The organism is Arthrobacter sp. TJ-254, assembly GCF_058269175.1.
This window is the reverse complement of sequence record NZ_JBZCNF010000004.1, coordinates 412,138-434,592: the sequence shown is the minus strand read 5'-3', so window position 1 is coordinate 434,592 and position 22,455 is coordinate 412,138. Positions and strand designations below refer to the sequence as shown.

Annotated in this window: 19 protein-coding genes; 7 read left to right on the top strand and 12 right to left on the bottom strand. The window is 64.9% G+C overall.

Annotation, left to right across the window (positions count from 1 at the left end):
- The first annotated feature begins 89 nt into the window (after positions 1-89).
- A complete protein-coding gene (locus AC4D14_RS13570; RefSeq protein WP_490903115.1) occupies positions 90-1,175 on the top strand; it encodes an inositol-3-phosphate synthase in 1,086 nt (361 codons plus the stop codon).
- Here the strand turns inward: AC4D14_RS13570 and AC4D14_RS13565 are convergent.
- The gene (locus tag AC4D14_RS13565; protein ID WP_490903114.1) at positions 1,172-1,789 is read right to left on the bottom strand and encodes a MerR family transcriptional regulator; all 618 of its coding nucleotides are present in this window, start codon (positions 1,787-1,789) and stop codon (positions 1,172-1,174) included. The genes AC4D14_RS13570 and AC4D14_RS13565 overlap by 4 nt on opposite strands.
- 96 nt (positions 1,790-1,885) lie before the next feature.
- On the opposite strand from AC4D14_RS13565, the gene AC4D14_RS13560 reads away from it, so the two are divergent.
- The gene (locus AC4D14_RS13560; protein ID WP_490903113.1) at positions 1,886-2,362 is read left to right on the top strand and encodes a DUF2306 domain-containing protein; all 477 of its coding nucleotides are present in this window, start codon (positions 1,886-1,888) and stop codon (positions 2,360-2,362) included.
- Between the two features lie 12 nt (positions 2,363-2,374).
- Here AC4D14_RS13560 and AC4D14_RS13555 read toward each other — a convergent pair whose 3' ends face one another.
- The 6 genes from AC4D14_RS13555 to AC4D14_RS13530 form a co-directional block, all read right to left on the bottom strand.
- Positions 2,375-4,045, bottom strand: a complete 1,671-nt coding sequence (locus AC4D14_RS13555; protein ID WP_490903111.1) for a formate--tetrahydrofolate ligase — start codon at positions 4,043-4,045, stop codon at positions 2,375-2,377.
- 31 nt (positions 4,046-4,076) lie between these two features.
- A complete protein-coding gene (locus tag AC4D14_RS13550; protein ID WP_490903110.1) occupies positions 4,077-4,841 on the bottom strand; it encodes a phosphatase in 765 nt (254 codons plus the stop codon).
- Positions 4,842-4,866: 25 nt separating this feature from the next.
- The gene (mshA, locus tag AC4D14_RS13545) at positions 4,867-6,114 is read right to left on the bottom strand and encodes a D-inositol-3-phosphate glycosyltransferase (protein WP_490903109.1); all 1,248 of its coding nucleotides are present in this window, start codon (positions 6,112-6,114) and stop codon (positions 4,867-4,869) included.
- A 239-nt stretch (positions 6,115-6,353) separates the two neighbouring features.
- On the bottom strand, positions 6,354-6,608 hold the full coding sequence (locus tag AC4D14_RS13540; protein WP_490903107.1) for a hypothetical protein: 255 nt from the start codon (positions 6,606-6,608) through the stop codon (positions 6,354-6,356).
- A gap of 485 nt (positions 6,609-7,093) precedes the next feature.
- The gene (locus tag AC4D14_RS13535; RefSeq protein ID WP_490903106.1) at positions 7,094-7,744 is read right to left on the bottom strand and encodes a histidine phosphatase family protein; all 651 of its coding nucleotides are present in this window, start codon (positions 7,742-7,744) and stop codon (positions 7,094-7,096) included.
- The gene (locus AC4D14_RS13530) at positions 7,741-9,186 is read right to left on the bottom strand and encodes a CCA tRNA nucleotidyltransferase (RefSeq protein WP_490903105.1); all 1,446 of its coding nucleotides are present in this window, start codon (positions 9,184-9,186) and stop codon (positions 7,741-7,743) included. The genes AC4D14_RS13535 and AC4D14_RS13530 overlap by 4 nt, the downstream gene beginning before the upstream one ends.
- Before the next feature lie 148 nt (positions 9,187-9,334).
- On the opposite strand from AC4D14_RS13530, the gene AC4D14_RS13525 reads away from it, so the two are divergent.
- The 5 genes from AC4D14_RS13525 (at position 9,335) to trxA (ending at position 14,908) form a co-directional block, all read left to right on the top strand.
- The gene (locus tag AC4D14_RS13525) at positions 9,335-9,874 is read left to right on the top strand and encodes an NUDIX hydrolase (RefSeq protein ID WP_490903104.1); all 540 of its coding nucleotides are present in this window, start codon (positions 9,335-9,337) and stop codon (positions 9,872-9,874) included.
- Positions 9,875-9,946: 72 nt separating this feature from the next.
- The gene (murJ, locus tag AC4D14_RS13520) at positions 9,947-11,686 is read left to right on the top strand and encodes a murein biosynthesis integral membrane protein MurJ (RefSeq protein ID WP_490903102.1); all 1,740 of its coding nucleotides are present in this window, start codon (positions 9,947-9,949) and stop codon (positions 11,684-11,686) included.
- A gap of 90 nt (positions 11,687-11,776) precedes the next feature.
- Entirely contained in the window at positions 11,777-13,327 is a 1,551-nt protein-coding gene (locus AC4D14_RS13515; RefSeq protein ID WP_490903101.1) for an ABC transporter substrate-binding protein, read from the top strand.
- Positions 13,328-13,521: 194 nt separating this feature from the next.
- Entirely contained in the window at positions 13,522-14,565 is a 1,044-nt protein-coding gene (gene trxB / locus AC4D14_RS13510) for a thioredoxin-disulfide reductase (protein ID WP_490903099.1), read from the top strand.
- Positions 14,566-14,584: 19 nt separating this feature from the next.
- A complete protein-coding gene (gene trxA / locus AC4D14_RS13505) occupies positions 14,585-14,908 on the top strand; it encodes a thioredoxin (protein WP_490903097.1) in 324 nt (107 codons plus the stop codon).
- 2,390 nt (positions 14,909-17,298) lie between these two features.
- Here the strand turns inward: trxA and AC4D14_RS13500 are convergent.
- The 5 genes from AC4D14_RS13500 to yidC all read right to left on the bottom strand — a co-directional run bounded on the left by AC4D14_RS13500 (position 17,299) and on the right by yidC (position 22,454).
- A complete protein-coding gene (locus AC4D14_RS13500; RefSeq protein WP_490903316.1) occupies positions 17,299-18,351 on the bottom strand; it encodes a ParB/RepB/Spo0J family partition protein in 1,053 nt (350 codons plus the stop codon).
- Positions 18,352-19,053: 702 nt separating this feature from the next.
- Positions 19,054-20,028 (bottom strand): ParA family protein, encoded by a 975-nt coding sequence (locus AC4D14_RS13495; protein WP_490903315.1) that lies wholly within the window; start codon positions 20,026-20,028, stop codon positions 19,054-19,056.
- A gap of 257 nt (positions 20,029-20,285) precedes the next feature.
- Positions 20,286-20,957, bottom strand: coding sequence for a 16S rRNA (guanine(527)-N(7))-methyltransferase RsmG (gene rsmG, locus AC4D14_RS13490; protein ID WP_490903095.1), 672 nt, complete (start codon positions 20,955-20,957; stop codon positions 20,286-20,288).
- A complete protein-coding gene (locus AC4D14_RS13485; protein WP_490903093.1) occupies positions 20,950-21,495 on the bottom strand; it encodes a Jag family protein in 546 nt (181 codons plus the stop codon). Before AC4D14_RS13485 ends, rsmG begins: the two co-directional genes overlap by 8 nt.
- Positions 21,492-22,454: a membrane protein insertase YidC gene (gene yidC, locus AC4D14_RS13480; protein WP_490903091.1), complete on the bottom strand. Its 963-nt coding sequence runs from the start codon at positions 22,452-22,454 to the stop codon at positions 21,492-21,494. Before yidC ends, AC4D14_RS13485 begins: the two co-directional genes overlap by 4 nt.
- Between the last annotated feature and the right edge of the window lies 1 nt (position 22,455).

Sequence of the window (22,455 nt, the reverse complement as noted above, 5' to 3'; positions counted from 1 at the left end):
AATGGACGTAGACTGGGAACTCTCTGCCCGGGACTTCGAACGCAGGTCTGGCCGGGCCGACCAACTTCATCAGGCTTTTGAGGAGAACTGTGGGAACTAACCCTATCCGGGTCGCAATTATCGGCGTCGGCAATTGTGCCGCATCCCTGGTCCAGGGCGTGCACTATTACCGGGATGCCGACCCTTCGGGGAAGATCCCAGGCCTGATGCACGTCGAGTTCGGCAAGTACCACGTCAGTGACGTCAAGTTCGTCGCCGCCTTCGATGTCGACGGCAAGAAGGTGGGGCACGATCTCGCCGAGGCGATCGGTGCCAGCGAGAACAACACAATCAAGATCGCCGACGTCCCGCCGACCGGCGTGATCGTCCAGCGCGGACACACCCTCGACGGCCTGGGCAAGTACTACCGCGAGACAATCGTCGAATCCGACGAAGAGCCCGTCGACATCGTCGGCCAGCTCAAGGCGACCAAGGCCGACGTGCTCGTCTGTTACCTCCCCGTCGGCTCGGAGCACGCCGCGAAGTACTATGCCCAGTGCGCCATCGATGCCGGTGTCGCCTTCGTGAACGCCCTGCCCGTGTTCATCGCCGGCACCAAGGAGTGGGCCGACAAGTTCACGGCCGCCGGTGTTCCGATCGTCGGGGATGACATTAAGAGCCAGATCGGCGCCACGATCACCCACCGCGTCATGGCCAAGCTGTTCGAGGACCGCGGGGTCACGCTTGACCGCACGTACCAGCTCAATGTCGGCGGCAACATGGACTTCAAGAACATGCTTGAGCGGGACCGCCTGGAGTCGAAGAAGATCTCGAAGACCCAGGCCGTCACCTCCAACGTCAAGGCTGAGCTTCATGCCGACGACGTCCACATCGGCCCCTCCGACTACGTCGCCTGGCTCGATGACCGTAAGTGGGCGTTCGTCCGCCTCGAAGGCCGCAACTTCGGCGATGCCCCGGTCTCGCTTGAATACAAGCTCGAGGTCTGGGATTCACCGAACTCGGCCGGGGTCATCATCGACGCGATCCGGGCTGCGAAGATCGCGATGGACCGCGGCATCGGCGGACCGATCCTCTCGGCATCGAGCTACTTCATGAAATCCCCGCCGGTGCAGTTCGCCGACGATATCGCCCACGAGAAGGTCGAGGCGTTTATCCGCGGCGACCTCGACGCCTAGCCGCCGCCGTAGCGTCGGAATGCATGGCTGGCCTGCGCCAGTGCCAGCAGCTTCAGGAGCAGCTGGCCATGCATGTGCATTCCGACGGCGGCGGTAAGGATCTGCTCGTCGAGCGATGACTTCGCGTCGGTCGCCGCCAGGTCGAGTTCCGCGACGGCGTCGACCGCCGCGGCATAGGTCCGAAGGGTTTCCGGACTGACCGTCACGCCGGCCGCCGACATCGCCGCGAGGTGGGCGTTGAACGCGTTGCGTGCGTCGCTTGGCTCGTCGGGCCAGCCCTGTTCGGCAAGCACCGCATCGCCGGCGGCGGAAAGCACCTCCGGCCCCCGGAGGCCGAGCACAATCGACTGGACCGTGCCCAGCAGGTTCAGGGTGTGCTCGGGTGAGCCGTCCGAGGCGTCCGCCGCCGCGACGATGACCGCGATCTCGTCAAGGCCAAGGCCCACGACGCGGCGCAGGCCCTGGATCAGCCGCAGCCGCACAAGATGCCGCTCGTCATAGCTGGCAAGGGTCGGACGGACCCGCTCCCCGGGCTGGAGCAGCCCGGTGCGCAGGTAGAACTTGATGCTCGCCGCGCTGACCCCCGAAGCGCTGCTGAGTTCACTGAGCTGCAATGACGCCTCCCTGCTGCGGTGTGGCCTGCCGGGATAGCGGAGAAGCCCCGGACTATCCTGATATACACGCAAGGATAGTGGAACTATCCTATCGGCATGGAATGGAATCCGCTCATTGCCAGTCACGCTCTTGCCGCGCTCTACGTGCTGCTGCTGGGACCGGTGAACATCTTTCGGCCGCGCCGCGACCGCACGCATCGGATCCTCGGCGGCACCTGGGTCGCCGGGATGTACTACGTGTGCCTGAGCAGTTTCTGGATAGTGTCCGAGGGGCACTTCACCTGGCTGCACGGGCTTTCCGCCTTCACCCTCGTCACGGTGACCCTCGGCGTCGTTGCCGCCCTCCGCCGCAACATCACGGCCCATCGGTTCAACATGGTGGGCAGCTACCTCGGCATCCTCATCGCCTTCGTTTTCGCGGCGGCGGTTCCCGGGCGGCTGATTCCCCGGCTGCTCGTGTCCGACCCGGCAACCGCCGCCGCAGCCGTCGTCCTGGCCGGATGCGCCGTGGCCGCAGCGTATCTGTCGGTCCGGCCCGGCAGGACGCGCACACTCAGCGTGCAGCGGCGCTGAGCGCGGGCAGGCTCAGAAAAGACCGACGGCGTTGCCGCCTGCGTCGACGTCCATGCGCAGCGCCGCCGGCTCCCGGGGCAGGCCCGGCATCGTCATGATGGCTCCGGTCAACGCGACGATGAAACCGGCCCCCGTCTTGGGAATGAGGTCGCGCACATGCACCGTGAACCCGCTCGGCGCGCCGAGCTTCGCCGCATCGTCGGAGAAGGAATACTGGGTCTTCGCCATGCAGACCGGGAGGTCGCCCCACCCGTTCGCCTCGATCTCGGCAAGGCGGCGCAGCGCCGGGACGGAGAAATCGACGCCTGCCGCCCCGTACACCTCCCGGACGATGACGCGGATCTTCTCTTCAACCGGCAGGTCAAGCTCGTACAGGTGCTGGAAATCGGTCTTCCGGTCCAGTGCGGCAAGGACGGCCGCAGCAAGGTCGTCCCCGCCTGGGCCGCCCCCTCCGGCACCCCACACGTCGGCGACCGCGGCGTCGATTCCCTCCGAGGCGCACCATTGCATCAGCCAGTCGAGCTCGTCCTGGCTGTCCGTTCCGAACCGGTTGATGGCGACGACGGGCGAGATGCCGAACTTCTCGACGTTCCGCACGTGGCGCAGCAGGTTTGCGCTGCCCGCCGCCAGCGCGGCGGTGTCGGGCGAGCTGAGATTGTCCTTGGCGACACCGCCGTGCATCTTGAGCGCGCGGATCGTCGCGACGATCACCACGGCGGCGGGGGCGACGTCGGCGACGCGCGCCTTGATGTCCATGAATTTCTCGGCGCCAAGGTCGGCGCCGAATCCCGCCTCGGTGACGACGATGTCGGCAAGGCTCCGTGCCGTCTGCGTGGCGATGACGGAGTTGCAGCCATGCGCGATGTTGGCGAACGGGCCGCCATGGATCAGGGCGGGAGTGCCCGCGATGGTCTGGACGAGGTTCGGCTTGATTGCGTCCTTGAGGAGCAGGGTGAGCACCCCCTCGGCTCCCAGCTCACCCACGGTGACGGGGCGCCGGTCGTAGGTGTAACCGAAGGTGATGCGCGACAGGCGGTCCTTGAGGTCGGCGATGTCGGTGGCGAGGCAGAATACGGCCATGACCTCCGAGGCGACGGTGATGTCGAAGCCGTCCTGCCGGGGGGTGCCCTCGGCCGGTCCGCCCAGACCGATGACGACGTCCCGGAGGGCCCTGTCGTTCATGTCCAGCACCCGGCGCAGGGTGATCCTGCGCGGATCAAGGTTGAGGGGGTTTCCCTGGTGAATCGAGTTGTCGATCAGCGCCGCGAGCGCGTTGTTCGCCGAGGTGATGGCATGGAAGTCCCCGGTGAAGTGGAGGTTGATCTCATCCATCGGCAGGACCTGTGAATACCCGCCGCCGGTCGCTCCGCCCTTGCTTCCCAGAACCGGACCGAGGGAGGGCTCGCGCAGCGCGATCATCACCCGCTGTCCGGCCCGCGCCAGCGAGTCGGCGAGGCCGACGGTGCACGTCGACTTCCCCTCGCCGGCCGGCGTGGGGCTCATGGCGCTGACGAGCACCACCCGCCCGGGAGTGCGGCCGGACCCGGGGCCCAGCCGGGCGGGATCGATCTTCGCCTTGTACCGGCCGTAGGGTTCAAGGGCGCTGCGTGGCACCCCTGCGGCGTCGGCTATTTCCTCTATGGGGCGGATCGCGGCGTTTCTCGCAATCTCCAGGTCGCTCATAGGGTCAACGTATCAGCCGCCGGGTCGAACCTCAGGAAAGCCCGGCGTTCTCGAGGATGTACTGCGTCATCGGCGCGTAGAGGCCCGGCTGTACGTTGTCGTCGAGGGGAACGGCCACCTCGAGCTGCCCTTCGGCCTCGGAGATGAACAGACCAGGGTCGTTGCAGTCGGCGAAGCCCAAGGCCGGGATCCCCACGCTTGCCGCATGGCCGGCCCACCCGTGGTCGGCGACAACCAGGTCGGGGGCCGCGGCGCCGCTCGCCTCAAGTTGGGCCAGGCTCAGGCGCATCGGCTCGGGGAAGTGGGTGTGCATGAGCCCTCCGTGCTGGTGCCAGGCAAGCACCGAGCACACCTGGCGGATGTCTCCCTCCCGGAAGCGGGCGCCTCCGGGCAGCTGCACCACGTGGGCTCCGGACCGTTCCGCGGCGGCAGCGAGCGCGGCATGCACGGGAAGGAGGCCGGCGGGGTGGCCGGTGGCGAAAAGGATGCTTTCCTTCGCCTCGACCGCGCGGCCAAGGCGGTCGGCGAACCGGTCGAGGGCTGCCACGCACTTCGCGGCATCGATTGTGTCCTGGCCGACGGTGTGTTCACGGTCCGCGCTCGTTCCGACCCGTTCGTGCATCAGGTCGAAAACCTCGTCGAAGGTCCACTCCCGGGTGGTGCGCACCCCGAACTCGAGGTGCTCGTTGCCCTCGAGGAACAGGCGCATGTGGCGCAGGTTGTCCTGGCGCGGGGTGGCTACTTCGCCGGTGATCCGGACGTCGTTGAGGTATTGGGCGAGCTCGAAAGAATCCACCGTCCCATCCTAGGGGCGCCGCGGCTCACCTCACTGACGCCGTCTCGAAATGCTCGATCGCGCTCCGGTAGGACTGCGCCGTGAGCAGCGCCGTCCGCTGCCAGCCGAACGCAAGAGCGTGCACCGCCGCTGCCCGGCCGAGGGATTCCCGCAGCACCCGGTCATCGAAGAGTCTCTCAAGCGCTCCCGACCATTCGCGCGCCGAGTGCCCTTCAAGGAGAAGACCGGTCCGACCGTCGCTCACGGCCTTGGGCAGGCCGCCCACCCTGGCGGCGAGGACGGGTGTGCCGCAGGCCTGGGCCTCGAGGGCGACGAGGCCGAAGGATTCGCTGAAGGAAGGCATGGCAACCACGTCGGCGGAGCGGAACCAGTGGGCCAGCTGCACCGCCGACACGGGCGGGTAGAGCCGCACGGTGTCGTGAAGGCCTGCCTCATCGATCATCGGTTGGAGCTGCAGCGCTTCCGAGCCGCTGCCGGAGCCCAAAATGCTCACCATCAGGGGAATGTCCGGCCTGCGGGCGGCGAGGTCGCGCACGGCGGCCACGAGCACCTGCGGGCCCTTGAGTTTCTGGATGCGTCCGGCGAAGACCACGTGGAAGGCCCCTGGGGGGAAGGCGAGCAGTTCCCGCGAGCGGCCGCGTGCGGCGGAGTTGAAGATTTCCAGGTCCACACCGGGAGCGACGACGTCGATCCGGTCCGGGGACGCCCCGTAAAGCGACTCGAGTTCCGACGCCTCAGTTGTGGTGTTGGCGATCAGCCGCGCAGCGCCGTCGACGACAGCCTGCTCGCCCCGCACCCGCACGAGGGGTTCCGGCGTGCCGAGGCTCTTCATATGAAGGTTTTTTACCTTCGCCATGGTGTGCATCGAGTGGACGAGCGGAAGGTTGAGGTTGCGGCCCACCGTCAGGCCCACGGCTCCCGAAACCCAGTAGTGGGAATGGAGGACATCGAAGTGCCCATCGGCGAGGAGGCCCGCCACCTCGGTCATGGCGCTGGCGAAATTGCCCGCAAGCCCTGGGAGGGCTTCCTTGGGGATCCGCCGGCTGGGCCCGGCCTTCAGGTGGTGAACGCTCACGCCGTCGGCAATGTGTTCACGCTCGGGGCGACCCTCGCCCGCCTCACGGGTGAAGATCTCCACCTCAACGCCGACCTCGGCCAACTGCAGGGCAACAGAGCGGACGTAGACGTTCATTCCCCCGGCGTCACCGGCCCCCGGCTGGGTCAACGGCGAGGTATGCAGGGACAACATTGCCACGCGTCTTACCGGGGGCATGCCATCTCCTCTCCCCGCGATCGGCACAGGCAGTGCGCTCGATCCGCTTGAAACCATATAACGCCGGGAGGCGGTGTCCCATTCCGCGTGGGCGCCAGGAGCACAGCGCGGGACGCGGCGAGTGCCCGATGCCGCTTATGCAGGGAGCCCGCACCGTGCGGCGGCGCGGGCTCCCTGGGCCGGACCTGAACCGGCCCGGGTCAGCGGTCGGCGAGGCGGAGGCAACGTGGATGAACCAGTCACTTGATGTACATGGTGTGCTGCGGGAGGACGAAGCGTTGCGCTCCATCCCATGCCTCGTCGACGCGCTGGGTCCGGACCCGGTGCCAGACAAAGATGCCGGTCCGCATCCGGAAAAGCAGCGACCGGATCTCCTTCCGCCGGTGGAACCCCGGCACCGCCCCGGGGCGGTCCTCGGGATCCGGGGGCCGGTTGTCCTCCCCGATGGGCGGAGCATCCGCCGATGGCGCCGGACGGCTTAGTGACCCCGCCATAAGGAATTCCCCGCGGGGGCTTTGAGGTGATTTATCAAAAGGATCCGGTGATTTCACCGGCAAAGAATCAGCAAGGGGCTGGGAATTGGGCATGACTATCTTTCGGAACGCAGAATGGGAGCTATTTCGTCGAGATGCGACGAATGCCATAAAAGGAATAAGCCGGGTCAACCGGAGGCCGGCTCATCCGAAAGCGCGGCGGGAGGGTTCAGCGGCGGGGTATCGCCCCGGGGCCGTCGGCTAAGCGCTGAGGCGCGGGCGGACGGCGACGGCGGGAAGGACGCCTCCGGCCATGATGCCGCTTAGAGTGATATACACAATCCCACCTCCTGTCCGGTCGTACAACAATAGATACGGCAGTCTGCATCCCCGGGCCGTTGCCCATTCGGAACGTTCAAGAACTACGGAATAAAAACTACAGCACCACGGTGCTGCCCGCATAGTGCTTTAACGAAATTAGTCGGAAAAAAATCGGGGAATCAGGTTTACAGGTTCCAGTACACAATCGCTGGGGTGCGTTTGTCCCAGCCGAGCGCGCACACGGCCGCCGTGCCGAGCACGAAGCGCCGCCCCTCAAGGGCCTGGAATTCCAGCCAGCGTGCTGCGACGACCCGAAGGAAATGCCCGTGAGCCACGAGCAGCGCGTTCTGGACCGGCCGCGCCGTGGGGTCCGGGTCCGCCGGTGTCCCGCAGCCTGCCTGGACGCGGGCAATGATGCGGTCCGCCCGCTCTGCGACCTGTGCCAGCGATTCCCCGTTGGGCGCCCCGTCCTTCCAGATCAGGTAATCGGGATTTTCCCGGCGCACCTGGGCGCTGTTCCTGCCCTCGTTGTCTCCGTAGTCCCACTCGTGGGCATGAGGCACCACCTCGGCCTCGGGGAATCCGGCAAGTTCAGCTGTCCGCCGGGCCCGCTGGAGGGGCGAAGTCATCACCAGGTCGAAATCGATCCCCTTCAGGTGGCGGCTTGCCTCCCTGGCCTGGTCCTCGCCGCCGGGGGTCAGCGGAATGTCGGTCAGTCCGGTGTAGTTGCCGTCCCTCGACCATTCCGTCTCCCCATGCCGGAGGAGCCACAGCCGCGGCAGCGGCGTTCCGGCGGCGGTAAGATCCGGGCTTGCTGCACCTGTGAGCGGGCTCATGCTGGGTCCTCCTGGGATTCGGGCTGCTCCGACCACCACAGCCGCAGCCTTGCTTCGGCGGCCCCGGCGCCAAGAGGGCCGTTTTCCATGCGTTCCTCCAAAAGATACCGGTAAGCACGTCCAACTACCGGTCCGGGACGGATGCCAAGCAGGTCCATGATCTGCTGCCCGTCGAGGTCCGGTCGGATGGCAGCCAGTTCCTCCTGCTCCGCGAGGACTGCGATCCGGTCCTCGAGGTCGTCGTAGGCAAAGGCAAGCCTCTCGGCCTTGCGCCGATTCCTCGTCGTGACGTCCGAGCGCGTCAGCCGGTGGAGGCGCTCGAGCAGCGGACCGGCGTCGTTGACATAGCGGCGTACCGCGGAATCCGTCCAGCCGGCCTCCCCGTAGCCGTAGAAGCGCATGTGGAGCTCGACCAGCCGTGACACGGCCTTGACCGTGTCGTTGTCGAAGCGCAGGGTGCGCATGCGCTTGGCCGTCAGTTTCGCCCCGACGGCGTCGTGGTGGCGGAAGCTCACCACGCCGTTAGTCTCGAACCGGCGGGTGGCGGGCTTCCCGACGTCGTGCATCAGCGCCGCGAACCGCAGCACGAAGTCTGGGCTGGGAACGGGACCCTCAGCACCGGTCTCGAGGCTGCAGGCCTGTTCAAGGACCTTGAGCGAATGCTGGTAGACGTCCTTGTGGCGGTGGTGCTCGTCGACTTCAAGGCGCAGTGCGGCAACCTCGGGCAGGACATGGTCGGCGAGGCCGGTTTCGACAAGCAGGTCGATTCCACGGGCAGGCTCGGCGCCGTTGATGAGCTTCACCAGTTCATCGCGCACCCGCTCGGCGGAAATGATGCTGATCCGCTCGGCCATGTTCGACATCGCCGCCGCCACTTTGGGGTCCACCCTCACGCCGAGCTGGGAAGCGAACCGTGCGGCGCGCATCATGCGCAGCGGGTCATCGGAGAATGACGACGACGGGGCGCCGGGGGTGCGCAGCAGCCCAGCGTGGAGGTCTTTCACGCCCCCGGAGGGGTCCACAAGCTCCAGTGAGGGAAGCCGCAGGGCCATCGCATTGATCGAGAAGTCACGGCGGAACAGATCTTCTTCAAGGCTTGTGCCGAACGCCACCGTGGGCTTGCGGGAGTCAGGGTCGTAGGCCTCGGCGCGGTAGGTCGTGATTTCAATCTGGTGCTCACCCTTGCGCAGGCCGATCGTTCCGAAGGCGCGTCCGATCTCCCAGTAGGCGTCCGCCCACCGACGCACGACGGCGAGGGTCTGGTCGGGGTCGGCGTTGGTGGTGAAGTCGAGGTCGGGCGAGATCCTGCCGAGGAACAGGTCGCGGACCGGACCTCCAACGAGGGACAGTTCATAGCCGGCTCCGCTGAAAAGCTCCCCCAGGTCGGTTACCACCGCGGGCAGGGGGGCGGTCAGGGTCGAATTCTCCAACGGGTGCACCATAGTTCTTTAAGGGTGCCAGACGCAGGCCCAAACTCCACTTCCGGCCAGCCCGAATCTGTCTTGTGGGCGGCGGCGGCGGCGTCGCGACGCGCGCGGGCGCGACCGGCGCCGTCATTGTGGGTGCTGAAAGATCGTTAGAGTGGACTGCATGGACCGACCCGTTCCAAGTGCACCCAAACGCACCCCGTTGACTGTGTCAATGGGTAGTGCGGGCACGCCTGCGCCGCACCATCAGCTGCCCACGGTGGAGGAAGTCTCGGCGGGTGGAATCGTGGTCGACGCCTCTTCCGGGTCGCTGAACGTGGCGATCATCGCCCGCCTGAACCGTGGCGGACGCCTCGAGTGGTGTCTTCCAAAGGGGCACCCCGAGAATGAGGAAGACAGCGAGCAGGCCGCGGTCCGGGAAATCGAAGAGGAAACGGGAATCAAGGGCAACGTCGTCACGGCCCTTGGCAGCATCGACTACTGGTTCACTGTCAGCGGACACCGGGTACATAAGACCGTCCACCACTTCCTGCTGCTTGCCACCGGCGGCAACCTGACGATTGAGAACGACCCGGACCATGAGGCCGTTGACGTGGCGTGGGTGCCGCTTAGCGAGCTGGGCCGGCGCCTTTCCTTCCCCAACGAGCGCCGCATCGCGGACCTCGCCCGCGAGGTCCTTCCCGACTACCTGGAACGCCCCTAACTCTCTGAAGTGAGACGATAGTTCTCGATGTCGGAAACAAACACAGCTTCAATTCCCCTCCAGGACACCGGTGTGACACCAGCCAGATCCCGGCCCGGCGCTGCCGCGGCACCCGGGGCGTCAGGACCGGCGGACCCGGACACCGAGCGTTCCGGACCCGCGGCGGACACTACCGCCCGCTCAAGCGCGATCATGGCAGCCGGCACCCTTGTCTCGCGGCTGCTCGGCCTGATCCGGGTGGCGCTGCTTGCTACGGCAATCGGCACCCTCGGGCAGGTTTCGGACCTCTTTCCTGCTGCGAACAACCTTCCGAACTTCATCTACCTGATGATTGCCGGCGGGGTCTTCAACGCAGTGCTCGTTCCACAGATCATCCGGGCAAGCCGCAATGAGGACCGCGGCGCCGACTACATCAGCAGGCTGCTGACGCTGGCGGTCTGTGCCCTCGCCGTTCTCACCGCGCTCGCCACGCTGGGCGCGCCCTTCATCGCGGATCTGGTCAGCAATGTGTCCGGGGACCGCCTCGCCCTTGTAACGACTTTCGCCTACTGGTGCCTGCCCCAGATCTTCTTCTACGGGCTCTACGCCATCATCGGCCAGGTCCTTAACGCGAACGGGTCGTTCGGGCCCTATATGTGGGCGCCCGTGGTGAACAACATCATCTCCATCGGGTTCCTCATTGCCTTTATCGTGCTCATGGGCACCGAGCACGCGGTCAGCCACACCCCGGAGTCCTGGACGTTGTCCCACACCCTCCTCCTGGCAGGGGGGACGACCCTCGGCATCGTCGCCCAGGCGCTCGTGCTGATCATTCCCCTCCGGAGGCTCGGCCTCGGGCTGACGCCCCGCTTCGGGTGGCGCGGCGTGGGCTTCGCACAGACAGGCAAACTGGCCTCGATCACCATCATCACGATGCTGATCGGCAACGGCCTCTACCTGGTCAACCAGTGGGTTGCGACGATCGCCACCGAGGCGCGGGAGGCATACCTCCAACGCACCCCGCCGCAGCCCATTGCCGGTCTGGCGAACCTTGAGGTCGGGTCGCTGGTGTACGTCCTGCCCCACTCGGTGATCGCCGTCTCCCTGGCCACGGTGATGTTCAACCAGCTCGCCGCCGCCCACGCCGACAACGATTTCGCAGCACTGAAGGAAACCCTCTCCCGCGGGCTGAGGACCATCGGCGTTGCAACAGTCTTCGGGGCCGCCGCCCTGCTCACCCTGGCCGGCCCGCTGGGCATGCTTTTCAGTGGCGGGTCCGCCCAAAGCGGGGCCATCAACGCCGTCATCATCTCGATCCTGGCGCTTGGCGCACCATTCCTGAGCGCCAACTTCTTCCTCAACAGGGTCTTTTACGCGAGTGAGGACGTCGTCAGCCCGCTCAAGATCCAGCTGGTGCTTTCAGTCCTCGGGGTCGGCCTCGCGCTTGCTGCGGGCACCTTCATGCCGGAGCTCATCGTCCCGATGCTGGCGGTCGCCTACTCGGTCGGCAACGCCGTCGCCGTGGCGGTCAGCCACTGGTTCCTCGTCCGGAAGTTCGGTCCATACGGTGCAGGGCATATCTTCGATGTGCATGTGCGCCTGACGCTGGCCGGCATCGCCTCCGCCGTTGGGGGGTCCGTGGTGCTCTGGCTTTTCGGCGGCTACGATCCTGATGGTTTCGTCTGGCAGTCCGTCGGCCACGCCGCGCTGGTCCTTGTGATTGGGGGTGCAGTGATGCTCCCCCTCTACCTGGGCGCGCTGAAGGTGCTGAAGGTGACGGAGCTCAGCGACTTCCTTGCCCCGCTGCTCGGGCGGTTTCGCCGCTCCGGGTAGTAATCCAGAGAAGTCAACGTAAAACCCGGGGTTCCACGGGCCGACCGGTAGCATGGGTAAAAATCAGCCAGCATTCCGCGGGAGGAACACGTGCCAGAAGCAGTAGACGTCGGTTCAGTACTAGGAGGCCGATACAAGGTCACCGGCTATGTGCTGGCATCTGCTGACAAGGACCTTGTGCTTGACGGTATTGATCAGGTACTCAACCGTCCGGTCAGTATCCTTGTGGCATCCCCAGCGAACGCCGGCCAGGTGGCCGCTAGCGCCCGCGAGGTGGCAACGGGTGAGCGCCCGGGAAACATCCAGGTGCTCGATCTGGGGATCACCGACGGCGGGACGTACCTGGTGACGAACCGCGCCTCGGCCCCCGATCTGCTGGACCTCATCGTCCAGCAGGACGCTCCGTACATTGAGCCTTTCTTCACCGATACGCTTGGGTCGGAAATTTTTGGTGTTGCCCGCTCCACGGAGCCGGAGAGCTTCGACAATGACGATCACTTCGACGAGGAGCACCGCCCCGAGCGCCGTTCCCGGTTCTCTAACATGTCGCGGAAGTTCGGCCGTTCCGGCGCAGCCACCGCAGGGGCCGTTGTCCCCGACACTGCCGGTCAGCAGATCACCGGCGTCCAGCAGGTCTCTCAGCCGTCGCGGAGCGTCCCGCCCCCTCCCCGCACGCCGCCTGCCTCCGCAGCTCCTGAAAAGGGCAGCTGGCCCGGAAATGCCAAGGTGACCCGCCTCGACGAGGAATCGAGCACCTCACCCTCCGGTCAGCGAGGCGGGGCAGCCGTCGGGCTGGCGGCAGGTGCAGTAGCTGCAGGTGCAGGAGCCTCCGCCGCGTCGGCGTCCTCGGCCCGCACTGCCACCCGCTTCCCTGCTGCAGCACGCACCAACGGCGACACGGTGGACTATGAAGCCGCGCAGGGTGGCGACGACGTCGACTACGGGAACGAAGATTACGACGAGCCACGGGAAGGCCACCGGAAGTACACCCGGGTGCTGGTCGGTCTGGTACTCGGCGTCCTCCTGATTACCGCCGTCGTCCTCGCCGCGACACAGCTCGGCAGCCTCCGCAACCCGGTTGCCGCTGATTCACCCTCCGCAGAAGCAACCCAGGACGCCGGCCCCGCGGCGCCAACGGAGGCGCCAAGCGCGACCGAGGCACCGGAGCCCACAAAGGTTCCCCCGGTCGCCACCGGAGTCACGCGCCTTGTACCCGGAAACCAGGAACTGGATGCTCCGAATGATCCAAGCCTCCCATTGATCATCGATGGAAACCCCGCGACATTCTGGGGAAGCTACGTTTACGCAAACGACGCTTTCGGTGGCCTCGCCCCGAACCTGGCACTTGTGGTGGAGCTTGAGGAAGAGTCGACGATCTCCGAGGTGAAGATCGACCAGTTGAACGGAACCGGGGGAAACTTCGCCCTGCTGCTCAACGATGAACCCACGCTCGAGGGCGCCGAACAGATCGCCCAGAGCGGGTTCACAGCACCATCGGTCACCATCCCCGTCCCCGATGGCGCCGAGGGGCCGGCCACCGCACGGTACGTGATTGTCAACTTCACCCAGCTACCGCGCCTCTCGAACATTCAAGCTCAGTTCCCTTGGGGCCTGCGGATCGCCGAGATCGCGGTCTCCTAGCGGGGAATAACGCTCGACCGAACGGTCAAACCCGCCCTGCCGCTGCCGGAAATCACCCTGTTGTGCGTCGCGGACTCCTCCCGGGGGAGGTTCGCGGAATAAGCTGTGCCCATGTTCGGTTGGAATAGAAGCCCGCGGTGCCCCATGCCTACCGGCAGCCCGTGCGCACCCAGACAGGAAGGTTCACTGAAAACGTGACAACTCAAACGCAAACCGCATCGGTAGACGGAAACGTGGCCGGAGAGAAGGTCCACGATGTCATTATCGTCGGGTCTGGTCCGTCCGGTTACACAGCGGCGATCTACACTGCACGGGCCAACCTGAAGCCCCTGCTCATCGCCAGCTCTGTTACCGCAGGCGGGGAGCTGATGAATACGACCGAGGTCGAGAACTATCCGGGATTCCCCGAGGGAATCATGGGCCCCGAACTGATGGAGAACTTCGAGAAGCAGGCAGCCCGCTTCGGCACGGAGATCCTGTTCGAAGATGTGGTGTCTGTTGAACTGACCGGCGACATTAAGAAAGTGGTCATCGCGACCGGGGAAACCTTCCTCGCACGCTCGGTGATCATTTCCACGGGCTCCGCCTACCGCAAGCTGGGGATCGCGGATGAGGAGCGGCTCTCGGGCCGCGGGGTCAGCTGGTGTGCCACCTGTGACGGATTCTTCTTCGGGAACCAGGACATCGCCGTCGTCGGAGGCGGCGACTCCGCCCTTGAAGAGGCCCTGTTCCTGACCAAGTTTGCCCGCAGCGTCACGGTGGTCCACCGCCGCGATACCCTGCGTGCCTCCAAGATCATGCAGGACCGTGCCCTGGCACACGAGAAGATCCGCTTCATGTGGAACTTCGAAGTCACGGGAATCCACGGCCAGGACAAGGTTTCCGGGCTCCAGCTGAAGAGCACCGTCGATGGGTCCACCCAGGACCTCGACATCACCGGCCTGTTCGTCGCGATTGGTAACGACCCCAGGATCGAGCTGGTCAAGGATCAGCTCACGCTGACCCCCGAGGGCACGATCGCCGTCGCCGGGCGCACCTCCAAGACCTCGCTGCCGGGCGTCTTTGCGGCAGGCGACGTCATCGATCCTACTTACCGTCAGGCAATCACCGCCGCCGGCTCGGGCACGGTGGCCGCCATGGATGTTGAGCACTACCTCGCAGACCTTGGGGTCCCCTCAACTGCCGCAACAGTGCCCACGCCTCCGGCGGAAGCCGTTTCCGAAAAAGCTTCAGTCTAATTCCAATAGAGGAGAACCCATGAGTGCGAAAAACGTAAGCGATGCTTCCTTCGAAGCCGATGTCCTTCAGGCAACCAAACCGGTTATGGTTGATTTCTGGGCTGAGTGGTGTGGCCCGTGTCGGATGCTTTCACCCATCCTCGACTCGATCGCCAGCGAGCACGCCGAGAAGATCGACGTCGTAAAGCTGAACGTCGACGACAACCCGGCAATTGCCGCCAAGTACGGAATCACCTCGATTCCTGCCGTATACGTCTTCAAGGGCGGAGAGGTCGCTGCTACCTCAATCGGAGCCAAGCCGAAGCACGTCCTGGAGCAGGAGTTCGCCGAGTTCATTAAGTAGCACCCACCGCGGGACTCGTTCCCAGGTAGTAAAGGCCGGTTCTCCTCTGGAGGGCCGGCCTTTCCATTGAGAAGGGCCGGCATGTCACGGCTTCCTTGTTCGGGTCGGGCCGGCGGCCCGCACAAGGTGGACCGGTTCCACGTGAAACACTGCGAAGCGCTCCGATTATAGGCAGTCTCGGGACGTGCCGACCCGCCGGTTGAAACAATCACGTCTGCCCTGACGGCAGAAGCGTGCCGCAGATGAGCAGGTGAAAGGACTACCCGTGCCTAGGTCGCAACAACCGGTGCGCTGCCACCGTTTCCTCAGAAGTCACTGAACGGCCACCTTGCCCGCAGTAAGGAGGGCGCCGGGTTCGGCCTCCTGGGAACGCGAACGACCGCCATATGCCTGCTGGAACCCTTGACGCCGGGGTGATCGCGGCCTGACGGCAGGGCACGGCACCGCCGGACGACTAGGCAGGAAGCGCTCCGCCAGGCTGGAGCCAACATCAACCTTCTTCGTCGAACACTAGTGTGTCCCCTACGATCGGTGACCGTCTCGAAATGAAAGCGGCAGGGGTGCCACCCCGACCAATAACGGGGCGCGGCGTGCCCGCCGCGGGTTCCGCTCGACACCCCTTGCAGCGACGCCGGAGCCTGATGCTTCCGGTTCCGGATCCCGCACCGCACCGCACCGGACCGCACCTCGAAGTGTCAAGCATGGTTCAAATACCCCGCCCTGCAGCGCATGCCTCCTTCTTGCCGCCAGGCGCTCAAGCCATTCTGCGGACAGCCAGAGTTTGCCGATTGCAGTCATGCTGTTCGGACAACTGATCGACGGAGAACCGGCTTCATGTCGTTTCACGTGAAACAGCAGGCCTGTTCGGGTCGCCATTGTCACCTCTAAGATGTCGTGCTCCACCATACAACGCGAAAGTGGCGAGCGTGCCGGACCAAGCCACCGAATGCAAACCTCGCAACAAAATTTGGTAGCCAACCGTGTTGTGTGCCCGCGTTATTGGAGGTGATTCCCGTACTGCCTCGTGAACACATCTCCCCGGAGGGCCCGAGAATGGTGCACTACGTACTCTCAACGCCGGTCCATCTTCGGAATGTGGCGACGCGCGCCTATTCGAACTGACGTGGACGGCAGACGCCGCCTGGCTTTCCAACTCCGACTTGCGCCCAGACCCGTACCGGAGCTGCCACACCCTCCCGGCCCTCACCATGCCTTGCTAGAGACCCAAAGCCGCTGCCTCGAACGTCCAACGCCCCGCGGTCTCCCATCGCTCTTGGACGCCGCCTCCCCGACGCCACTCGCACATGCCGACTCACGGAAGCGCCCGGCTCCATTGGACGACAGCATCCGTTGAATTGCGGTCCGGACGGGGCAGCTCGCGGCACGGCCGGACGTTCCACGTGAAACCTACGCCTGGCTCGACGCTCGAGGGAGCGCGCTGTCGGTGAATGCTGGAACCGTACGCCGGACCATGTTTCACGTGAAACGGCCGGGAAACGCTCACCCGAGGTGGGAAGAAGCGGTGCATTAGCAGTGAGAACCCTCGGCGGACGGCCGTGGCAGCGGTTGTCCCCCAGAGAGAACGACCCCTGCTGAGGCAAGGAATGGACCAAGAGAAGGCGCGGGCCACTTCCAACTTCCCGGTATGCGCGGCAAGCATACCGTTCTCGCAGCTCCCCGCAGGTCTTCTTCGGGAGTACCCCCCACCCCGCCAGTGACGCACGCGCGAATCCGCCCACGGGATGCAGCGATCAGCGGGCCATCCAGAGAAGCGGGCTGCGTCCCCTGGAGTTGGTACCTCCTGGGAGCACCAGCTCGGATGCCCGCCATCCGAGCCACGGAAGCGAAAGGGCACGGCGGTGTTGGGGCAGGGGCAATCCTCAAGGTCTCCATCACCGCTCATCGCGGTTCAATCCGCCCGGCAGTGTTTCACGTGAAACGGACGTCAGCACGCGCTCCGACAAGTCGGTGACCGGTACCGCCATGGCAGCTTCGGGCCTTTGGGAGAGGCGGTGAAAAGACCGTCAACTGCAGGCGGTGGCGCACATAGGGAGCGGCGGGCACCGTCTCCCTAGAATGACAGCCAATCGAGGTGCACCAGGGATCTGATAGTCACTGCCACAGCGCGTAGGCAGTTCGGAAATAGACACCCGCAGGCGACTCGGCTTTCCGCCTCACGTCCTCCAACGTTCAGTTACGACCCACCGCTGGGCACTTAGCTATAGAGGGCAGACAGGCCGCCCGGTCCGTTTCACGTGAAACCCCGGCAGGTCCTGCCCTCCAAGCATACGGACCTCGAGCACCCACGGTTTCACGTGAAAGGTGCGCTTGCCCGCACTCGAGTGGACCGAGCGAGAATGCTCCGCGTTTCACGTGAAACCCAGAGGTATTTAGGACTGTCCCGGCGAGAGAACTGACATGATGCGGTTCAGGTCGTCGACACTAGCGAACTCGATGCTGACCTTGCCCTTTCGCGCACCCAAGGTGATCTTTACATTGGTATCCAACCGGTCAGACAGGGAAGTCGCCAAGTAATCAAGGCGCTCGTGCCGCGCCGGATTACGAGGGGAGGCCGGCTTTGCGGCCCGGCGCAGCCCATCGCTCATCGAGACGATCTCTTCGGTCGAGCGCACGGAGAGACCTTCAGCGACGATGCGCTGCGCCAGCTTCTCCATCTCGGCTGGGTCGGATAGCGCCAACAGCGCCCGCGCGTGTCCGGCGGAGAGCACACCGGCAGCGACGCGGCGCTGCACGAGGGGTGGGAGCTTCATCAGCCTCAGTGTGTTGGAGATCTGGGGCCTGGACCGGCCGATGCGCTCCGCAAGCTCCTCGTGCGAGCAGCCGAAGTCCTCGAGGAGCTGCTGGTACGCAGCTGCCTCTTCAAGTGGATTCAGGGAGCTGCGGTGAAGGTTCTCGAGAAGCGCGTCACGGAGGAGATCATCGTCGGCGGTTGAACGAATTATCGCGGGGACGGCAGCCAATCCGGCTTCACGGGTTGCGCGCCAACGCCGTTCGCCCATGACGAGCTCGTAAGGCGCACCCCCTTCTTCAGGGGAGGGGCGGACGACAATAGGCTGGAGAACCCCAATTTCGCGGATCGAGTGCACGAGTTCGGCCATTTCGTCCGCGTCGAATACGGATCGTGGCTGTTTCCGGTTGGCGTGGATAGCGTCGATGGGCAGCTCGGCGAACCGAGCCCCGGGGACCTCGACCAGTTCCGCGCCTCCGGACCCGTTCGAAGCGGGTGGCGCCTGACCCGTTTCACGTGAAACGGCGGCCTTGTCTGGTGCGGGCACGGCTGGTTCCGCTGGGACGGCGGGACCGGCTCCGGCTTTATCGACGGTCGACCGCTGGCCATCCGACGGGATACCTGCGTTCGACGGATTCACCTCCTGTTCGGAAGCTTCGACGGCGGCGACGACACCGGACTTGCGCGCGCCCATGGTGTCACCCGGCCGGGCTTCCTTAGTCGGCGCCTGTCCGCTCAGCTTGTGGGCTCCTAGGGCAGGAGACACCGGAGCGGCGGCAGGCGGAGCCGTCTCGCGATCATTTCCGCGCTCTCCAACCGAATCCAATTGACCCTCGACGTCGCGCGCCAACGCGGGCCGTACATCGTCGGCGACCTCCACTCGGCCCTCCGGCGCTTCGGGCGCGACAGGCTCGAGTTCCGTTGCCTGAGCGGTTTCACGTGAAACGGTTTTCGGCTTCGCTGCGGCCTCGGATGTATTCCTTTTCCCCTTGGGGGCGGGGGTGGCGCCATCCTGATCCCCAGCGGCCTCTGCAGCCCTGGAGCTCGGCGCGGTGCGGGAGCTTGGAGGCTTGCTGGCCTTGCGGCGGGCGGGTGCTACCAGGGCATCCTTGTTGATGCCACCGCGGCTGGCGCTGCGCGCCTCCTCCGCCGAGTTGGCCGCTCCTGTGCCCGACTCAAAGAAGAGGTCGGCGGGACGTCCCGTCGACCTCCTGGTCGCAACCTCCGGCGTCACTTCCTCTACAGGTGCACTTGGAATGAGGGCGCCAAGCCCCCGGCCGAGGCCGCGGCGTTTTTCAGCCATTGGTGATCCTTTCAGGGTCCGCACACAGGAACTGCCCGCGACAACAATCAATTACGCCAGTCTACGGTGTAGGTTCCGCCCTCGAGTAAAGGGCTAGCCGCGTTCCGCAATCTCCGCCGCAGCCTCGAGGTAGGAGAGAGCGCCGCTTGAGGAAGGGTCGTAGGTCATGACGGTCTGCTGGTAGCTGGGGGCCTCGGAGATTCGCACCGAACGCGGAACCACCGCCTTGAGGACCTGCTTGGGGAAGTGCTCCCGCACCTCCGCCGCTACCTGGGCGGCAAGGTTGGTCCTGCCGTCGTACATGGTCAGCAGGATCGTTGAAACGACGAGGTCTGCGTTCAGGTGCTTTTGAATCATCTCGATGTTCTTCAGCAGCTGGCTGAGCCCCTCGAGCGCGTAGTACTCGCACTGGATCGGAATCAGCACCTCGCGCGCAGCGACGAAAGCATTGACCGTGAGGAGCCCTAGGCTGGGCGGGCAGTCAATGAACACGTAGTCCAGCCGCTCCTCGCCGTTCTCGGCACGGTCCTTCGCATACACGTCTATCGCCCGCCGCAGCCGCTGTTCGCGGGCCACGAGGGAAACAAGTTCAATCTCTGCGCCGGCGAGATGGATTGTGGCCGGTGCGCAGATGAGGTTGTCGATGTCCGGGCACTGCGCCACCACCTGGCCAAGCGGCATGTCGTCAATGAGGACGTCATAGATGCTGTCCACCTCGGCGTGGTGCTCGATGCCCAGAGCGGTCGAGGCATTTCCCTGCGGGTCGATATCGATGACAAGTACGTTGAGCCCTGCCGAAGCGAGGGCGGCAGCAATATTCACGGTCGTGGTGGTTTTCCCCACGCCGCCCTTCTGGTTGCTGATGGTGACAACGCGGGTCTGTTCCGGCCGGGGAAGTTTACGGCCCAGGAGCTTCTCGCGCCGCCGCGTTTCACTCGCCAGTTCCCGGCCTAGAGGCGAGGAGTCGTCTATCGCTTCAATCACATTCTTGCCCTTGGTTACCTTTGCAGCTCCGCTGTCCGGGGGTGTGCCGTCCGTGAGGGAGAACGTTGTTTCACGTGAAACAATGCCGGTGTTCGCCGGGTCTGCAAACACTTCCGGTTGAATTTGTCCGAGACCTACCGCCAAAGGAGCGCCAGCAACCAGCAACGTCGGGTTCTTCTTCGTTGCGCTGTCTTTTGTGCTCACTCGATAGCTCACTCTCAACATGCCAGGCAGTGTTACTTCTAAGACTAGCGGCTTGGGGCGGGTTTCCCGCCCAGCGCCGCCGGGCGGAGGGCAAGTAAGGGGGCTGCTCGCCGCCCTGGCACCTATCCGGGTGCCGGTTAACCCACAGTGATTCGAACCACCGTGGTCGGTTCCTGCAGCACGTCAGCTCCAGCGGTCAGGATCTCAACATTGGATCCACCAAGGCGCCGGATCGTCTTGCCGGCCTTGGCAACTTCCTCCGCCGCGCTCTGGCCCTTAATGGCAAGCACCTGCCCGTGGCCGCGCAGCAGGGGCATGGTCAGGCCGGCGAGGTTCGTCAGGGCGGAAACCGCACGGGCAGTCACGAAGTCGACTTCCACGGTTTCAACGGCTTGTTCCGCTCTCGCCCGGAGGACCCTCACGTTCTGCAGGGAAAGGTCGTCAACTACTTCGTTGAGCCAGGCCACCCTGCGCTCAAGCGGTTCGATCAGCACGAGGGAGAGATCCGGCCGCGCTATCGCCAGTGCGAGTCCGGGGAGCCCGGCGCCGCTTCCGACGTCGGCGACCGTGGCATTTGGTTCGATCAGTTCAGCGATCACGGCACAGTTGAGCACGTGCCTTCCCCACAGCCGGGGAACCTCCCGCGGGCCCAGGAGGCCGCGTTCAATCCCCGACGTTGCGAGGTGGCGGACGAACCGCTCGGCAAGGCCGAAGCGTTCACCGAAAACGGCTTCAGCGGCACGACGCTCTTCGCCGCTGATGTCTACGGTGCGGGCTCCATCGGACGCCCCGAGATCAGGATCAGTCATTGGCAGCGGAAACGACGATGTGCCGTCCGGCACCTTCACCCTCCGATTCGCTGACGAATCCAAGCTCGGCGACGACGTCGTGGACGATCTTGCGCTCATAGGCCGACATTGGCGAAAGCACCACTTCGCCACCGGTTTCCTTAACCTCGGCCACGGCATCCTCGGCGATTTGCCTCAGTTCCTGGCCGCGGACGCCCCGGTATCCGTCGACGTCGAGCACCAGCCGCGATCGCGCCGATGTCGCCGTGAGCACGGAGAGCCGGGTCAGTTCCTGGAGGGCTTCAAGGACTTCGCCGTCCTTGCCCACAAGGGACTTCAGCCCGCTGTTGGCGCTGTCGTCGGAAACAATCGAGATGTACGTCCGGCCGCTGCGTACTTCGATGTCGATATCCCCGTCGATATCGGCAATGTCGAGGAGCTCCTCGAGGTAGTCGGCTGCGACGTCGCCCTCATCCTCGAGCTGGGAGGCTTTGGATGCGGCGCTGGTCTCTGCCTCAAGTTCCTCAGGGGGGCCGATTTCATCGTTCTCGATGCTCATTTTTTCTTCCTCTTCTTCCGCTGTGGCTGTACACGCTGAACCCGCGGCTGCGGCACTGTCTCAACGATCGGCTCGGACTTGCGCTCACCCAGGAGGGGCACCATGGGCAGCCCCTTCTTGGCGCGCCGTTCGGCCAGCGCCTTGGCGGCGGGCGAACCCGGGGTGGGCATGCGGCGGATCACGTAGAACTGCTGGGCCATGGTCCAGACGTTCGTGGTGGTCCAGTAGATCAAGACGCCGATGGGGAAGTTGATGCCGCCGATGCCGAAGACCAGGGGAAGGATGTAGAGCATGATCTTCTGCTGACGCATGAAGGGGCTCTGCATCGCCTCCTCGGACATGTTCTTCGCCATGATCTGCTTCTGCGTAATGAACTGCGAAGCGGTCATTGCGATGATCATGAGGACCGAGAGGATGATCACGCTCAGATTGATGTTGCCGCCGAAGCTTCCGAGGAAGGTCGAGGACAGCGGCGCCCCGAAGATGGTGGCGTCGTCGAACTCGTGAACTGCCTCCGGCGAGAGCGCCCCGATCCCGGCGTTCTCATCGCTCGCCTTCGAGATCCCGTTCAGGACGGTGAAGAGGGCGAAGAAGAACGGCATCTGGATCAGGATCGGCAGGCAGGCCGCAAACGGGTTTGTCCCGTGCTTCTTGTACAGCGCCATCTGCTCCTGCGTCATTGCCTGGCGCGAAAGCTGGTCGGTCTTGCCCTTGTACTTTTGCTGGAGCTTGCGCAGGTCCGGCTGCAGGGCCTGCATGCCGCGCTGTGCCTTGATCTGCTTGACGAAGACCGGGATCAGGGCTGCCCGGATGACCACCACCAGGCCGATGATGGAAAGCGTCCAGGTCCAGCCCGACGCCGCATCGAGTCCCAGGAAGGTGAAGCCTTCGTGGAACATCACCATGATCCAGGACACCAGCCACCGGAAGGGGAAGAGTATCGTCTCGAAGAAATCCATG

Bases quoted from the DNA above. Each gene is read 5' to 3' on its own strand.
- AC4D14_RS13560 (WP_490903113.1), top strand. From the start codon at position 1,886: ATGGAATGGAATCCGCTCATTGCCAGTCACGCTCTTGCCGCGCTCTAC.
- AC4D14_RS13555 (WP_490903111.1), bottom strand. From the start codon at position 4,045: ATGAGCGACCTGGAGATTGCGAGAAACGCCGCGATCCGCCCCATAGAG.
- mshA (WP_490903109.1), bottom strand. From the start codon at position 6,114: ATGCCCCCGGTAAGACGCGTGGCAATGTTGTCCCTGCATACCTCGCCG.
- AC4D14_RS13540 (WP_490903107.1), bottom strand. From the start codon at position 6,608: ATGGCGGGGTCACTAAGCCGTCCGGCGCCATCGGCGGATGCTCCGCCC.
- AC4D14_RS13535 (WP_490903106.1), bottom strand. From the start codon at position 7,744: ATGAGCCCGCTCACAGGTGCAGCAAGCCCGGATCTTACCGCCGCCGGA.
- AC4D14_RS13530 (WP_490903105.1), bottom strand. From the start codon at position 9,186: ATGGTGCACCCGTTGGAGAATTCGACCCTGACCGCCCCCCTGCCCGCG.
- AC4D14_RS13525 (WP_490903104.1), top strand. From the start codon at position 9,335: ATGGACCGACCCGTTCCAAGTGCACCCAAACGCACCCCGTTGACTGTG.
- trxA (WP_490903097.1), top strand. From the start codon at position 14,585: ATGAGTGCGAAAAACGTAAGCGATGCTTCCTTCGAAGCCGATGTCCTT.
- AC4D14_RS13500 (WP_490903316.1), bottom strand. From the start codon at position 18,351: ATGGGCGCGCGCAAGTCCGGTGTCGTCGCCGCCGTCGAAGCTTCCGAA.
- rsmG (WP_490903095.1), bottom strand. From the start codon at position 20,957: ATGACTGATCCTGATCTCGGGGCGTCCGATGGAGCCCGCACCGTAGAC.
- AC4D14_RS13485 (WP_490903093.1), bottom strand. From the start codon at position 21,495: ATGAGCATCGAGAACGATGAAATCGGCCCCCCTGAGGAACTTGAGGCA.
- yidC (WP_490903091.1), bottom strand. From the start codon at position 22,454: ATGGATTTCTTCGAGACGATACTCTTCCCCTTCCGGTGGCTGGTGTCC.